The sequence below is a fragment of the Streptomyces sp. NPDC004327 genome, assembly GCF_042873935.1.
GTDB lineage: Bacteria > Actinomycetota > Actinomycetes > Streptomycetales > Streptomycetaceae > Streptomyces.
Genome location: NZ_JBIAME010000006.1, coordinates 621,337 through 635,000 on the forward strand (window position 1 = coordinate 621,337; position 13,664 = coordinate 635,000).

10 protein-coding genes and 4 tRNA genes are annotated in these 13,664 nt (G+C 70.0%); 7 read left to right on the plus strand and 7 right to left on the minus strand.

All coding sequences use genetic code 11. The annotated features are described in order from the left end of the window. The first annotated feature begins 155 nt into the window (after positions 1-155). Together purF and purM are read left to right on the plus strand one after the other, a co-directional pair. A complete protein-coding gene (gene purF, locus ACFYU9_RS23665) occupies positions 156-1,682 on the plus strand; it encodes an amidophosphoribosyltransferase (protein WP_389210456.1) in 1,527 nt (508 codons plus the stop codon). A gap of 97 nt (positions 1,683-1,779) precedes the next feature. Beyond that, positions 1,780-2,850 (plus strand): phosphoribosylformylglycinamidine cyclo-ligase, encoded by a 1,071-nt coding sequence (purM, locus tag ACFYU9_RS23670; protein ID WP_389210454.1) that lies wholly within the window; start codon positions 1,780-1,782, stop codon positions 2,848-2,850. 153 nt (positions 2,851-3,003) lie between these two features. On the opposite strand, the gene ACFYU9_RS23675 is transcribed toward purM, so the two are convergent. Next, a complete protein-coding gene (locus ACFYU9_RS23675; RefSeq protein ID WP_265861184.1) occupies positions 3,004-3,258 on the minus strand; it encodes a DUF3073 domain-containing protein in 255 nt (84 codons plus the stop codon). A gap of 322 nt (positions 3,259-3,580) precedes the next feature. Then, positions 3,581-4,669 carry a Leu/Phe/Val dehydrogenase gene (locus tag ACFYU9_RS23680; protein ID WP_389210452.1) on the minus strand — a complete coding sequence of 363 codons (1,089 nt, stop codon included), beginning with the start codon at positions 4,667-4,669 and terminating at the stop codon, positions 3,581-3,583. A gap of 153 nt (positions 4,670-4,822) precedes the next feature. On the opposite strand from ACFYU9_RS23680, the gene ACFYU9_RS23685 reads away from it, so the two are divergent. Both ACFYU9_RS23685 and bldC read left to right on the plus strand, forming a co-directional pair. Beyond that, positions 4,823-5,680 (plus strand): hypothetical protein, encoded by an 858-nt coding sequence (locus tag ACFYU9_RS23685; RefSeq protein ID WP_389210450.1) that lies wholly within the window; start codon positions 4,823-4,825, stop codon positions 5,678-5,680. A gap of 545 nt (positions 5,681-6,225) precedes the next feature. Beyond that, positions 6,226-6,432, plus strand: a complete 207-nt coding sequence (gene bldC / locus ACFYU9_RS23690; RefSeq protein ID WP_003949541.1) for a developmental transcriptional regulator BldC — start codon at positions 6,226-6,228, stop codon at positions 6,430-6,432. A 662-nt stretch (positions 6,433-7,094) separates the two neighbouring features. On the opposite strand, the gene ACFYU9_RS23695 is transcribed toward bldC, so the two are convergent. Together ACFYU9_RS23695 and hrpA are read right to left on the minus strand one after the other, a co-directional pair. Further along, positions 7,095-7,168, minus strand: a tRNA-Asp gene (locus tag ACFYU9_RS23695). 77 nt (positions 7,169-7,245) lie between these two features. After that, entirely contained in the window at positions 7,246-11,223 is a 3,978-nt protein-coding gene (gene hrpA, locus ACFYU9_RS23700; protein ID WP_389210448.1) for an ATP-dependent RNA helicase HrpA, read from the minus strand. A gap of 119 nt (positions 11,224-11,342) precedes the next feature. Between hrpA and ACFYU9_RS23705 the strand changes: the two genes are divergently transcribed. From ACFYU9_RS23705 to ACFYU9_RS23715, 3 genes are read left to right on the plus strand one after another with little or no spacing between them, the layout of a single operon-like run. Continuing rightward, the gene (locus tag ACFYU9_RS23705; protein ID WP_389210446.1) at positions 11,343-11,699 is read left to right on the plus strand and encodes a hypothetical protein; all 357 of its coding nucleotides are present in this window, start codon (positions 11,343-11,345) and stop codon (positions 11,697-11,699) included. Between the two features lie 56 nt (positions 11,700-11,755). Continuing rightward, on the plus strand, positions 11,756-12,490 hold the full coding sequence (locus ACFYU9_RS23710) for a DsbA family protein (protein ID WP_389210445.1): 735 nt from the start codon (positions 11,756-11,758) through the stop codon (positions 12,488-12,490). Then, positions 12,487-13,326 carry a cytochrome c biogenesis CcdA family protein gene (locus ACFYU9_RS23715; RefSeq protein WP_389210444.1) on the plus strand — a complete coding sequence of 280 codons (840 nt, stop codon included), beginning with the start codon at positions 12,487-12,489 and terminating at the stop codon, positions 13,324-13,326. Before ACFYU9_RS23710 ends, ACFYU9_RS23715 begins: the two co-directional genes overlap by 4 nt. 43 nt (positions 13,327-13,369) lie before the next feature. On the opposite strand, the gene ACFYU9_RS23720 is transcribed toward ACFYU9_RS23715, so the two are convergent. The 3 genes from ACFYU9_RS23720 to ACFYU9_RS23730 all read right to left on the minus strand — a co-directional run bounded on the left by ACFYU9_RS23720 (position 13,370) and on the right by ACFYU9_RS23730 (position 13,652). Beyond that, positions 13,370-13,443, minus strand: a tRNA-Phe gene (locus ACFYU9_RS23720). A gap of 22 nt (positions 13,444-13,465) precedes the next feature. Beyond that, a tRNA-Asp gene (locus ACFYU9_RS23725) sits at positions 13,466-13,539 on the minus strand. Positions 13,540-13,579: 40 nt separating this feature from the next. After that, a tRNA-Glu gene (locus tag ACFYU9_RS23730) sits at positions 13,580-13,652 on the minus strand. Positions 13,653-13,664 lie beyond the last annotated feature (12 nt).

Below are 13,664 nucleotides of genomic sequence, written 5' to 3' on the forward strand. Positions count from 1 at the left end.
GCCGTCGACCCTTGTGGGCCTTGGTTTGTGGGCTCCGACAAGGATCGAAGGATCAGTTCGTAGGATCCGACGACGAGATCAATGGCAGTTCAGAGGCCGTTTCGGGCCCGTTCGCCAATTCGGACCAGTGGTCGATCTCGCCTACACTCGGTGGCGTGCCACGCGGAGACGGTCGACTCAATCACGATCTGCTCCCCGGTGAGAAAGGCCCCCAGGACGCTTGTGGCGTCTTCGGTGTCTGGGCTCCGGGTGAAGAGGTCGCTAAGCTCACGTACTTCGGGCTCTACGCCCTTCAGCATCGGGGCCAGGAATCCGCGGGAATCGCGGTAAGCAACGGCTCCCAGATCCTCGTCTTCAAGGACATGGGACTTGTCTCCCAGGTCTTCGACGAGACTTCTCTCGGTTCCCTCCAGGGTCATATCGCGGTCGGTCACGCCCGCTACTCGACCACTGGTGCTTCCGTGTGGGAGAACGCGCAGCCGACGTTCCGGGCGACCGCCCACGGCTCGCTCGCGCTCGGCCACAACGGAAACCTGGTGAACACGGCGCAGCTCGCCGAAATGGTCGCCGACCTCCCCAAGAAGGAGGGCCGGTCCACCCAGGTAGCCGCCACCAACGACACCGACCTGGTCACCGCGCTGCTCGCGGGCCAGGTGGACGAGGACGGCACGCCGCTCACCATCGAGCAGGCGGCCGCGAAGGTCCTCCCCGAGGTCCGGGGCGCCTTCTCCCTCGTCTTCATGAACGAGCACACGCTCTACGCGGCCCGTGACCCGCAGGGCATCCGCCCGCTGGTGCTCGGCCGCCTGGAGCGCGGCTGGGTCGTCGCGTCCGAGTCCGCCGCCCTCGACATCTGCGGTGCGACCTTCGTCCGCGAGGTCGAGCCGGGCGAGCTCATCGCCGTCGACGAGAACGGCATGCGCACTTCGCGATTCGCGGAAGCGAAGCCGAAGGGCTGTGTCTTCGAGTACGTGTACCTGGCCCGTCCGGACACGGACATCGCCGGCCGGAACGTGTACCTCTCCCGTGTGGAGATGGGCCGCAAGCTCGCCGCGGAGGCCCCTGTCGAGGCCGACCTGGTGATAGCGACGCCGGAGTCCGGCACCCCCGCCGCCATCGGCTACGCGGAGGCGTCCGGCATCCCGTTCGGCGCCGGCCTGGTCAAGAACGCGTACGTCGGCCGGACCTTCATCCAGCCCTCGCAGACCATCCGCCAGCTGGGCATCCGGCTGAAGCTGAACCCCCTCAAGGAAGTCATCAAGGGCAAGCGCCTGGTGGTCGTCGACGACTCGATCGTCCGCGGCAACACCCAGCGCGCTCTCGTCCGGATGCTCCGCGAGGCCGGCGCCGCCGAGGTCCACATCCGGATCTCGTCCCCGCCGGTGAAGTGGCCCTGCTTCTTCGGCATCGACTTCGCCACCCGCGCGGAGCTGATCGCCAACGGCATGTCGGTCGAGGAGATCGGCAAGTCGCTCGGCGCCGACTCGCTCTCGTACATCTCGCTCGACGGGATGATCGAGGCGACCACCATCCAGAAGCCCAACCTGTGCCGCGCCTGCTTCGACGGCGAGTACCCGATGGAGCTTCCGGACCCCGAGCTGCTCGGCAAGCAGCTCCTGGAGACCGAGCTGGCCGCCGGCCCCGCCGCCACCGCGGCCGCCGACGCCCTGCGCCGCCCGTAAGACCCCGCCGCCCGCGCCACGACCGTGGCGCGGGCGGACCGGCAGCACGAGCAGTACGAGCAGCGCGAGCTGTACGACGACACGAAAGTTCTCACCCATGTCTGCTGAGACCACCGGTGCCTCCTACGCCTCCGCGGGCGTCGACATCGAAGCGGGCGACCGCGCCGTCGAGCTCATGAAGGAGTGGGTGAAGAAGACGCAGCGCCCCGAGGTCCTCGGCGGCCTCGGCGGTTTCGCCGGCTACTTCGACGCCTCCGCCCTCAAGCGCTACGAGCGTCCGCTGCTCGCCTCGGCCACCGACGGCGTCGGCACGAAGGTCGACATCGCCCGTCAGATGGGCGTGTACGACACGATCGGCCGCGACCTGGTCGCCATGGTCATGGACGACATCGTCGTCTGCGGCGCCGAGCCGCTCTTCATGACCGACTACATCTGCGTCGGCAAGGTCCACCCCGAGCGGGTCGCCGCCATCGTCAAGGGCATCGCCGAGGGCTGTGTCCTGGCCGGCTGCGCCCTGGTCGGCGGCGAGACGGCGGAGCACCCGGGCCTGCTCGGCCCGGACGACTTCGACGTCGCCGGCGCGGGCACCGGTGTCGTGGAGTACGACCGGCTGCTCGGCGCGGATCGCATCCGTACGGGTGACGCCGTCATCGCCATGGCGTCCTCCGGTCTTCACTCCAACGGGTACTCGCTCGTCCGCCACGTGGTCTTCGACCGCGCCGGCATGAGCCTCGACCAGCAGGTCGAGGAGTTCGGCCGGACGCTCGGCGAGGAGCTCCTGGAGCCCACCAAGATCTACTCGCTGGACTGCCTGGCGCTCACCCGGACCACCGAGGTGCACGCCTTCAGCCACATCACCGGCGGCGGCCTGGCCGCCAACCTGGCCCGTGTCGTCCCGGACGGCCTGCACGCCGTCGTGGACCGCGGCACGTGGGCCCCTGGCGCCGTCTTCGACCTGGTCGGCAAGGCCGGTCAGGTGGAGCGCCTGGAGCTGGAGAAGACCCTGAACATGGGCGTCGGCATGATGGCCGTGGTCCCCGCCGAGTCGGTGGACGCGGCCCTGACGACCCTGGCCGACCGCGGGGTCGACGCCTGGGTCGCCGGTGAGATCACCGAGCGCGGCGAGAAGGCGACCGGCGCGGAGCTGGTCGGCGACTACGCGAAGTAGGCCCGCGGACACGACTGAGGGGCGCCCCGGACGGTTCCGGGGCGCCCCTCGGCCGTTCGCGGTCGGCCGCGGGCCCCGCCGGGCCGTCAGCCGTCGCGGACAGCGCAGAAACCCGGTCCGGGTACTCCGGACCGGGTTTCGGTGTTCAGAAGGTCAAGCGCGACGCTGAGTAGACGCGGGACCGGACTCGTCGTCCTCGTCCTCGTCGTCCGTGTTGTAGAGATCCGCGTACTGCGCGTACGGGTCGTCTTCCTCGTCGTCGTCTTCGAACGGCTCGCCATTCGGCGGCTGGCTCGAAGTCGAAGCGCCCAGCTCATTGGCCAGACGCGACAGGTCAGTCCCGCCGCTGCTGTACTTCAGCTGGCGGGCGACCTTGGTCTGCTTGGCCTTTGCCCGGCCGCGCCCCATGGCTCGACCCCCTCAGTGACGGGGCTCGTCGGCCCCAGAGTCTTGACACGCGTTCATGATTCGAAACGGGCTCTCGACAGAGAGACCGGTCCGTAGGGTTTCAACGGTACCTGTTTCCTCGGGCCTACGGTACGCCGCGCGCATCACATTCCCCGGTACAGAACCGCAGAGGAGCCCCGTCCTTGCTGGTCAATCGCGATTTTAACCTCTTCTTGAGGTCCGACCCGCCGATCGGCGTGAGTGAAGTCTCGCGAATCGCCCGCAAAGACGGTCCGGCCCGCTGACCGATTTTGATCGATCAGCGGGCCGGACCTGTCAAGACTCAGGCGCGGCGCGCCTCGGCCATGCGCTGCTCGGCGATCCGGTCGGCCGCGGCGGCCGGCGGAATACCATCAGACTTCGCACGTGCGAAGATTTCGAGGGTGGTGTCGAAGATCTTCGTGGCCTTGGCCTTGCAGCGGTCGAAGTCGAAGCCGTGCAGCTCGTCGGCGACCTGGATCACGCCACCCGCGTTGACGACGTAGTCGGGCGCGTAGAGGATGCCGCGCTCCTCCAGGTCCTTCTCCACGCCGGGGTGCGCGAGCTGGTTGTTGGCCGCGCCGCAGACGATCCGCGCGGTGAGGACCGGCACGGTGTCGTCGCCCAGCGCGCCGCCCAGGGCGCAGGGGGCGTAGATGTCGAGGCCCTCGGTGCGGATCAGGGCGTCGGTGTCGGCGGCGACGGTCACCTGCGGGAACTTCTCGGTGATCCGGCGCACCGACTCCTCGCGGACGTCGGTGATGACGACCTCGGCGCCGTCGGCGATCAGGTGCTCGACCAGGTAGTGGCCGACCTTGCCCACGCCCGCGACGCCGACCTTGCGGCCGCGCAGCGTCGGGTCGCCCCACACGGTCTGCGCGGAGGCGCGCATGCCCTGGAAGACGCCGAAGGCGGTGAGCACGGAGGAGTCGCCGGCGCCGCCGTTCTCGGGGGAGCGGCCGGTGGTCCACTCGTTGACCCGGTGCACGACGTCCATGTCGGCGACGTAGGTGCCGACGTCGCAGGCCGTCACGTAGCGGCCGCCGAGGGAGGCCACGAAGCGGCCGTAGGCGAGGAGGAGCTCCTCGGTCTTGATCTGCTCCGGGTCGCCGATGATCACGGCCTTGCCGCCGCCGTGGTCGAGCCCGGCCATGGCGTTCTTGTACGACATGCCGCGGGAGAGGTTGAGCGCGTCGGCGATCGCCTCGGCCTCGGTGGCGTACGGGTAGAAGCGGGTGCCGCCGAGGGCGGGGCCCAGGGCGGTGTTGTGGAGGGCGATGACGGCCTTGAGGCCCGTGGCGCGGTCCTGGCACAGCACGACTTGCTCGTGGCCACCCTGTTCCGAGTGGAAGAGGGTGTGCAGTACGTCAGGAACGCCGGTCACATCGGTCACGGTGGTGACTCCCAAATACAAGCGGCGGAAGGTCCCCCCTGCGGGTGGGGGTGGGACCAGGTCGGCACGAGGGTAAGTCCTACCTGGGCGTAGCAGGGCCGCAGTGCCGAGGATCACCCCCTTCAGGAGTACCCGCGTGGAAGGATTTGCGACATGTCGGTCCCCTCGTCGGTGCTCGTCCCCTATGCCTCGTATCTGAGGGTGTACGAGCCGCTGGCCGCCTTTCCGGAGCCGGAGCGCGCCCACTGGGCCCGCTATGCCTGCCGTCCGGACGTCCCGGGCGCCCAGGACGAACTGCGGCGCTCGCTGGCGGACTTGGTGCCGGTGCCGCCGGTCCCGGTGCCGGTGCACGAGAGCGGGGACGCGTTCGTGGCGACGGTGGACGGGACGGTGCTGGTGTGCCCGTGGCGGACCCGGCTGCGCGGCTGGCTGGCCCTTCAGGAGCTGACGGGCGGCACGCTGCCGGCCCAGGTCCTGGACGCGATGCTGCCGCCGGTCGTCCGCGAGCAGCTGACGGCGGACCACGAGCGCTGGCTGGAGCGGAACCCGGACGCGCGGCCGTGGATCCGCAGCGCGGTGTGGCGGGTGCCGCTGCGCTGGTTCGTGCTGTTCTCGGACGAGGAGCGGGAGTACGTGCCGGGGAAGGCCGGTGCGGAGGGCGCGGCGGCGCCGGTGCTGCGCTACCGGACGCCGATGGTGCAGGCGCGGCGGCGGCTCGCGCGGGGGCTGAAGGCGCTGCGTGAGGCGATCGACGAGGGCCCGATGACGGAGGGTCTGGTGGAGGTGGGGCGCTGGCTGGAGGAGTTCCATCCGCGGGCGCTGGTGGAGCTGGACTACGGGGGCCTGGTGCACGTGCTGGGCGCGGAGGCGCTCGCGGGCGACCGGTCGGCGGCGGACGTGGCGGAGGGGATCGAGGCGCTGCGGGAGGGGGACGGCGAGGGGGCGAGTGCGGCTTATGGGCGTTTCGCTGCCCGATGGCGAGCCGTTCGCAACCTCCAGTTCGCCAACTGACCATCGACAGGACATGTCCACCTGATGTAAATGATCTTCATTGCTGGACACCTGTTCGGGCCTTTGGTGTGCTCTTGTGGGGACGTTGGGGCGGGTGTGGCAGGACGTAGGTCCCGATCCGGGCCTTTGACTCAAGCGTGACGGATTGCACTTAACGCACCCTTGCGCCCATCGCCCACCCTCGTGCCAAAATAGGACAAGGAGTCCGGGGAGGGTTCCTTCCGTCCAAGTGTGGGCGGAATGCTCGACATTGCACTCTATGGGGGGTCTGAGGACTCCTGATCGCTCTGTGACTGATCGTCACAGTGGCGTGACTGTCCGCTATGGCATGGTCAGTCGACTTCCGCCGCTGATGAACACCTGCGAGGGCAATTCCATCGGTTTGGCCGACGCGGCTGGACGGATGGTGTAGTTGTAGTGCCGAGGACAAGCCGTTCGTCCTATAACCGACTCGACCCGCTTCTGCCATTTCGGGCATGGCGGGTCAAGGTGCAGAATTTAGAGGAAAGAACCGAGAAGGTTCGGTTCTCCCGAGGAGGCCGCTCATGACCGCTCGCACCCCTGATGCCGAGCCGCTGCTGACCCCTGCCGAGGTTGCCACGATGTTCCGCGTGGACCCGAAGACGGTGACCCGCTGGGCCAAGGCCGGCAAGCTCACGTCCATCCGCACCCTGGGTGGACACCGCCGGTACCGCGAGGCCGAGGTCCGCGCCCTGCTGGCGGGCATTCCGCAGCAGCGCAGCGAAGCCTGAGGCGCTTGCGACACACGCCACACCCCGTAACACCCTGCAGTACCGGGCACATTCCGGGTCCCCCAACCCGGCAGCCCACCCCCTAGCTCTGCCGACAGGTACCTGCCCCAACAGGCTCCATGTCATCGATCGCGCTGGACTCCGCCGGGTCCAGCGTGATCTTTTTATGCGCGCGTAGACCCCGTCCCGACGCCGTCCCGAGCCCGTCCGGACCCCCTCCCCGCACGTGCAATTGCACATATTAAATGGGGCCGATGTAGGAAGGGTGTAAGTCTGGCACTTCCTGAAACGGATTCAGTGACTCCCGTCACATCGTCAAAGTCTTGCCGTGGAACAGCCTTCCACCCCGGAAACGGCCCGTACCCCGCCGTTGGTCACCCGTTGGTGGGACCTTGGTCCCTGCGGCGGAAGAAGGCAAGACGGCACGCAAGACGGCGCACAGGCTGCGCACGGGGCTGCGCACGGAGCTGAGCGCGGGGCTGAGCGCGGGGCGGCCCACAGGGCGGCGCACAGGGCGGCGCACGGTACGGGCGCGGAAGGCGGCACGCGGCACGGCGTGCGGCATACGGCACGGCTTGGGCGGCGCGGCACGGCGTGTGGCGCGGCACGGCGTGCGGCACGCAAGAAGGCCCGCACCAATCGGTGCGGGCCTTCTTCGTTTGCGACTCTGACGGGACTTGAACCCGCGACCTCCACCTTGACAGGGTGGCGAGCTAACCAACTGCTCCACAGAGCCATCGCGGCCGCTTAGTAGTGGCTGCGAGGAAAAGAGTACAGCAGGTCAGGGGGTGCGGTCGAACCGGCGGCCGAGGGCTACGGAACCGCCGCGTCGATCGCCTTCACGATCCGCTTGTCCGACACCGGGTGGGCCGTGCCGAGCGCGTGCGCGAAGTAGCTCACCCGCAGCTCCTCGATCATCCAGCGGATGTCCGTGACGGCCGCCGGCACCGGCCGGCCCTTCGGGAGCTGTTCGAGCAGCCAGGCGTACTCGTCCAGCATCTCGTGGACCTTCTCCATCCGGGTGGTGTCCCGCTGCGCGCCCGTCGGCATCTGCTGCAGGCGCCGGTCCACCGCCACCAGGTAGCGCATCAGGTCCGGCAGCCGCTTCAGGCCCGTACGGGTCACGAAGCCGGCCGGCATCAGCCAGGAGAGCTGCTCGCGCACGTCCTGGAGGTTGCGGAGCAGGGCGGGGCTGCCGGTGGCCTTCAGGCGCCGCTCGCAGGCCTGCCAGGCCGCGAGGACCTGCTGCACCTGGTTCACCGTGCGGACGGTCAGCTCGACGAGGTCGGCGCGGACCTTGTCGTACAGCTTCCGGAAGGACTCCTCGTCCCAGGCCGGGCCGCCGTGGTCGGCGATCAGCCGGTCGGCGGCGGCGGTCGCGCAGTCGTCGAAGAGGGCCTGGATCGAGCCGTGCGGGTTCGCGGACAGGGCCAGCTTCTGTTGGTTCGTGAGCTTGTCGGAGGCGAACTTCGCCGGGTTCACCGGGATGTTCAGCATGATCAGCTTCCGGGTGCCCCGCCACATCGCGAGCGCCTGCTCCTCCTCGGTGTCGAAGAGGCGCACGGCCACGGTGTCGCCCTCGTCCACGAGCGCCGGGTACGCCTTGACCGGCTGACCGGCCCGCCGGGTCTCGAAGACCTTGGTGAGGGTGCCGATCGTCCACTCCTTGAGCCCCGTGCGCTCCAGGGACGGCCCGGAGCCGTCGGGGCCCGCCGTGGCGGCCTTGGCGGCCTGGGAGAGCGCCTGGCGGGCCTTGGGGCGCAGCCGGAGCCTGAGCGTCTCCAGGTCCTTGTCCTCGGCCAGCTTGCGGCGCCGCTCGTCGACGATCCGGAAGGTGATCTTCAGGTGCTCGGGGACCTTCGCCCAGTCGAAGTCGTCCGCCGTGACGGGCACGCCGACCATCCGCTGCAGCTCGCGCGCGAGCGCCACCGTCATCGGCTCCTGCACGGGCACGACCGCGTCGAGGAAGCGGGCGGCGAAGTTCGGCGCCGGCACGTAGTTGCGGCGGATCGGCTTCGGCAGCGAGCGGATCAGCTCCGTCGCCACCTCCTCGCGCAGGCCCGGGATCTGCCAGTCGAAGCCCTCGTCGGTGACCTGGTTGAGCACCTGGAGCGGGATGTGGACGGTCACGCCGTCCGCGTCCGCGCCCGGCTCGAACTGGTACGTCACCCGGAACTTCAGCGCGCCCTGCCGCCACGAGTCGGGGTAGTCGGCCTTGGTGACCGCGCCCGCCTTCTCGTTGATGAGCATCTCGCGCTCGAAGTCGAGGAACTCCGGCTCCTCGTGCCGCTTGTGCTTCCACCACGAGTCGAAGTGGGCGCCGGACACGACGTGTTCGGGCACCCGCTTGTCGTAGAAGTCGAAGAGCGTCTCGTCGTCGACCAGGATGTCCCGGCGCCGGGCCCGGTGCTCCAGCTCCTCAACCTCGGTGAGCAGCTTGCGGTTGTCGGCGAAGAACTTGTGGTGGGTGCGCCAGTCGCCCTCGACGAGCGCGTTGCGGATGAACAGGTCGCGGGAGACCTCGGGGTCGATCCGGCCGTAGTTCACCTTGCGGTCGGCGACGATCGGCACGCCGTACAGCGTCACCTTCTCGAACGCCATGACCGCCGCCAGGTCCTTCTCCCAGTGCGGCTCGCTGTACGTCTTCTTCACCAGGTGCTGGGCCAGCGGTTCGACCCACTCGGGCTCGATCCGGGCGTTCACCCGGGCCCACAGGCGCGAGGTCTCCACCAGCTCGGCGGACATCAGCATGCGCGGGGGCTTCTTGAAGAGCGCCGAGCCCGGGAAGACGGCGAACTTGGCGTTGCGCGCGCCCAGGTACTCGTTGCGGGTGCCCTCCCGCTTGGCGTCCCGGCCGCCGCCGCCGTCCTTGGACTCCTTGACGTCCTTCAGGCCGATGTGGCTGAGCAGACCGGCGAGCAGGGAGACGTGCACGGACTGCTCGGGGGCGTCCTCCTCGTTGAGGTGGATGCCCATCTGCTTGGCGACCGTGCGCAGCTGCGAGTAGATGTCCTGCCACTCGCGGATGCGCAGGAAGTTCAGGTACTCCTGCTTGCACATCCGGCGGAAGGACGACGAGCCGCGCTCCTTCTGCTGCTCGCGCACGTAGCGCCACAGGTTGAGGTAGGCGAGGAAGTCGCTCGTCTCGTCCTTGAAGCGGGCGTGCTGCTGGTCGGCCTGCGCCTGCTTCTCGGCCGGCCGCTCGCGCGGGTCCTGGATGGACAGCGCGGCCGCGATCACCATGACCTCGCGGACGCAGCCGTTCTTGTCGGCCTCCAGGACCATCCGGGCGAGCCGCGGGTCGACCGGCAGCTGGGAGAGCTTGCGGCCGGTGTCGGTGAGCCGCTTCTTCGGGTCCTTCTGCGCCGGGTCGAGCGCGTGCAGCTCCTGGAGCAGCTGCACGCCGTCCCGGATGTTGCGGTGGTCGGGCGCGTCGATGAACGGGAACTTCTCGATGTCGCCGAGGCCGGCCGCGGTCATCTGGAGGATGACGGAGGCCAGGTTGGTGCGGAGGATCTCCGCGTCCGTGAACTCGGGACGGGTGAGGAAGTCGTCCTCGGAGTAGAGCCGGATGCAGATGCCGTCCGACGTACGGCCGCAGCGGCCCTTGCGCTGGTTGGCGCTGGCCTGGCTGATCGGCTCGATCGGCAGCCGCTGCACCTTGGTGCGGTGCGAGTAGCGCGAGATGCGGGCGGTGCCCGGGTCGATCACGTACTTGATGCCGGGGACGGTCAGCGAGGTCTCGGCCACGTTCGTCGCGAGGACGATCCGGCGGCCGGAGTGCGCCTGGAAGACCCGGTGCTGCTCGGCGTGCGACAGCCGCGCGTACAGCGGCAGGATCTCCGTGTTGAAGAGCTTCTTCTTGATCAGCGCGTCCGCGGTGTCGCGGATCTCGCGCTCGCCGGAGAGGAAGACCAGGACGTCGCCCGGTCCCTCCTTCTGGAGCTCGTCGACGGCGTCGCAGATCGCGGTGATCTGGTCCCGGTCGGCCTCGTCGCCGTCCTCCTCCAGGAGGGGCCGGTAGCGGACCTCGACCGGGTACGTGCGGCCGGAGACCTCGACGATCGGGGCGTCGCCGAAGTGGCGGGAGAAGCGCTCCGGGTCGATGGTCGCCGAGGTGATGACGACCTTCAGGTCGGGGCGCTTGGGCAGCAGCTGGGCCAGATAGCCGAGCAGGAAGTCGATGTTGAGGGACCGCTCGTGGGCCTCGTCGATGATGATCGTGTCGTACGCGCGCAGCTCGCGGTCCGTCTGGATCTCGGCGAGCAGGATGCCGTCCGTCATCAGCTTGACGAAGGTGGCCTCGGGGTTCACCTGGTCGGTGAAGCGGACCTTCCAGCCGACGGCCTCGCCCAGCGGGGTCCTCAGCTCCTCCGCCACGCGCTCGGCGACCGTGCGGGCGGCGATCCGGCGGGGCTGGGTGTGCCCGATCATGCCCCGGACGCCCCGGCCGAGCTCCAGACAGATCTTCGGGATCTGCGTGGTCTTTCCGGAGCCCGTCTCACCGGCGACGATCACGACCTGGTGGTCGCGTATCGCCTGAAGGATGTCGTCCTTCTTCTGGGAGACGGGGAGCTGCTCGGGGTACGTGACGGGCGGCACGAGGGCCGCGCGGGCCTCGACGCGCTCCTTGGCCTTGCCGGCCTCGGCGGCGATCTCGTCCAGTACGGCCGCGCGGGCCTCGGGCTTGCGGATGCGGCGGGCGCCTTCGAGACGGCGGCCGAGCCGGTGGGAGTCCCGCAGCGAGACCTCGGCCAGGACGGACTGGAGGGCGGCGAAGGAAGTAGACATACGGGATCCAGGATCGCACCTGCGGCCGAGAAGCGGCGAACCGATTTACGAGGGCTGCGCCACGCCTCTGCGTAGTATTTCGGGCACACCGGCCCGCACCGCCCCAGAAAGGTTTCCGCATGTCCCGCACTCCGGCCCTGCGCGCCCTGGTGGCGTTCGCCGCGCTGGCGGGGCTGGTGCTCGGGCTCGTGGTGTGCGGGACGGCGGGCGCCGCCGCTCCCGGGCCGGGGCCGTCGGTCGCGGGCCCCGCGTCGCCGGGCTGCGGCCAGAGCCACGGCGGCGACGAGGGTGCCGCCGCCCCGGCCGTACCGCCGCGCGCGCACGGCTTCGGAGAGCTGCTGCCGGTGCTCGCCGCGGAGCGGATGCCGTGCGGCGGCTGGGGCGCGGACCAGGCCGCGGCGGACGTACGGGCGGGGCGGGCGCCGCCGGAGCTCGCGTCGCCGTCCCCGGTGGAGCTGTCGATCCTGAGGGTCTAGACGGGCGCCTCGCCTCGCCGTCCGTCTCTTTCTCCCCTTCTCAGGAGCGCTTCGTCATGCCCAAGTCCAAGCCCGTCGTGATCATCAGCGGTGTCGTGCTCGCCGCCACGCTGCTCGGCCTCGCCTCGTACGCCGCCACCGCCCCCTCCCCGCCGTCCGCGTCCGCCGGCCGGGGCGCGGCCGCCGAGGTCTCCGCCGACCCGTCCGCCGGCGTCTACCCCGAACTGGAGGCGTACGCCCGCCGGGACGCCGCCGACGAGCTCGCGCTCGGCCGGGCCGACGCGCCCGTCGTCCTGATCGAGTACGCCGACTTCAAGTGCGGCTACTGCGGCAAGTTCGCCCGGGACACCGAGCCGGAGCTGGTGAAGAAGTACGTGGACTCCGGCGTCCTGCGCATCGAGTGGCGCAACTTCCCGATCTTCGGCGAGGAGTCCGAGGCCGCCGCCCGCGCCTCCTGGGCGGCCGGCCGGCAGGGCCGCTTCTGGGAGTTCCACAAGGCGGCCTACGCGCCCGGCGCCAAGGAGAAGGGCTTCGGCAAGGAGCGCCTGGCCGCCCTCGCGAAGGAGGCCGGCGTCACCGACCTGGCCCGCTTCCAGGAGGACGCGGACAGCGCGGCGGCCCGCGCGGCGGTCGGCAAGGACCAGGAGCAGGGTTACGCCCTCGGCGCCACCTCGACGCCGTCCTTCCTCGTCAACGGCCGCCCGATCGCGGGCGCCCAGCCCGCGGAGACCTTCACGGAGGCGATCGAGGCGGCGGCGAAGACGGCGACGGCGCGGAAGGGCGAGCAGTGACCTCCGGCATCGGCTACTTCGCCGCCTTCCTCGGCGGACTCCTCGCCCTCCTCAGCCCGTGCAGCGCCCTGCTGCTCCCCGCCTTCTTCGCCTACTCGATCGACAGCCGCGCCCGGCTGGTCGCCCGCACCGGGATCTTCTACGCGGGCCTCGCCACCACCCTCGTGCCGCTCGGCGCCGCCGGCTCCTTCGCCGGCCGGCTCTTCTACGGCCACCGGGACCTGCTGGTGACGGCGGGCGGCTGGCTGATCGTGGTCCTCGGCGTGCTCCAGCTCCTCGGGCTCGGCTTCGCCTCCCGCCGGATCGCCGAGGCGAGCGGCCGGATCCGGCCCACGACCGCGCTCTCCGTCTATGCCCTCGGCCTCGTCTACGGCCTCGCCGGCTTCTGCGCCGGACCCATCCTCGGCAGCGTCCTGACGGTCGCCGCCGTCAGCGGCAGCCCGGTCTACGGCGGGCTGCTGCTCGCCGTGTACGCGCTCGGCATGGCCGTGCCGCTGTTCCTGCTCGCGCTGCTCTGGGAGCGTCACGACCTGGGCCGGCGCCGCTGGCTGCGCGGCCGCCCGATCCGCCTCGGCCGCTTCGAGGTGCACTCCACCTCGCTGCTCTCGGGCCTCTTCTTCATCACGCTCGGCACGCTCTTCCTGGTCTTCGACGGCACCACGGCGCTGCCCGGGCTGCTCTCCGTCGACGACTCCTTCGCGGTCGAGGAGCGCGTCGGCGCGCTCGGCCGCGCCGTCCCGGACTGGGCGCTGCTGGCCGCGCTCGTGGCGGTGGTGGCGGTCGGGCTCGTGTGGCGCGGATGGCGCGGGGCCGGGCGGGAGCGGAAGGAAGGGTAGGAACGAGGAAGGCCCCGTTCGTGAGAACGGGGCCTTCCGGTTGTGGCTGGGGCCGGGGTCGAACCGGCGACCTATCGCTTTTCAGGCGATCGCTCGTACCAACTGAGCTACCCAGCCACGAAGCTGTTTCCAGCTTCAGCGACTCTGACGGGACTTGAACCCGCGACCTCCACCTTGACAGGGTGGCGAGCTAACCAACTGCTCCACAGAGCCAAGCTTGTATGCGAGAACTAGTCTCGCACACGGTTGTGCGTGCCCCCAACGGGATTCGAACCCGTGCTACCGCCTTGAAAGGGCGGCGTCCTGGGCCACTAGACGATGAGGGCTAACGGCCCCAC

What these genes read in the sequence shown, in the direction of transcription:
- purM (WP_389210454.1), top strand. Translation starts at nt 1,780, where the DNA reads ATGTCTGCTGAGACCACCGGTGCCTCCTACGCCTCCGCGGGCGTCGAC.
- ACFYU9_RS23675 (WP_265861184.1), bottom strand. Translation starts at nt 3,258, where the DNA reads ATGGGGCGCGGCCGGGCAAAGGCCAAGCAGACCAAGGTCGCCCGCCAG.
- ACFYU9_RS23685 (WP_389210450.1), top strand. Translation starts at nt 4,823, where the DNA reads ATGTCGGTCCCCTCGTCGGTGCTCGTCCCCTATGCCTCGTATCTGAGG.
- bldC (WP_003949541.1), top strand. Translation starts at nt 6,226, where the DNA reads ATGACCGCTCGCACCCCTGATGCCGAGCCGCTGCTGACCCCTGCCGAG.
- hrpA (WP_389210448.1), bottom strand. Translation starts at nt 11,223, where the DNA reads ATGTCTACTTCCTTCGCCGCCCTCCAGTCCGTCCTGGCCGAGGTCTCG.
- ACFYU9_RS23705 (WP_389210446.1), top strand. Translation starts at nt 11,343, where the DNA reads ATGTCCCGCACTCCGGCCCTGCGCGCCCTGGTGGCGTTCGCCGCGCTG.
- ACFYU9_RS23710 (WP_389210445.1), top strand. Translation starts at nt 11,756, where the DNA reads ATGCCCAAGTCCAAGCCCGTCGTGATCATCAGCGGTGTCGTGCTCGCC.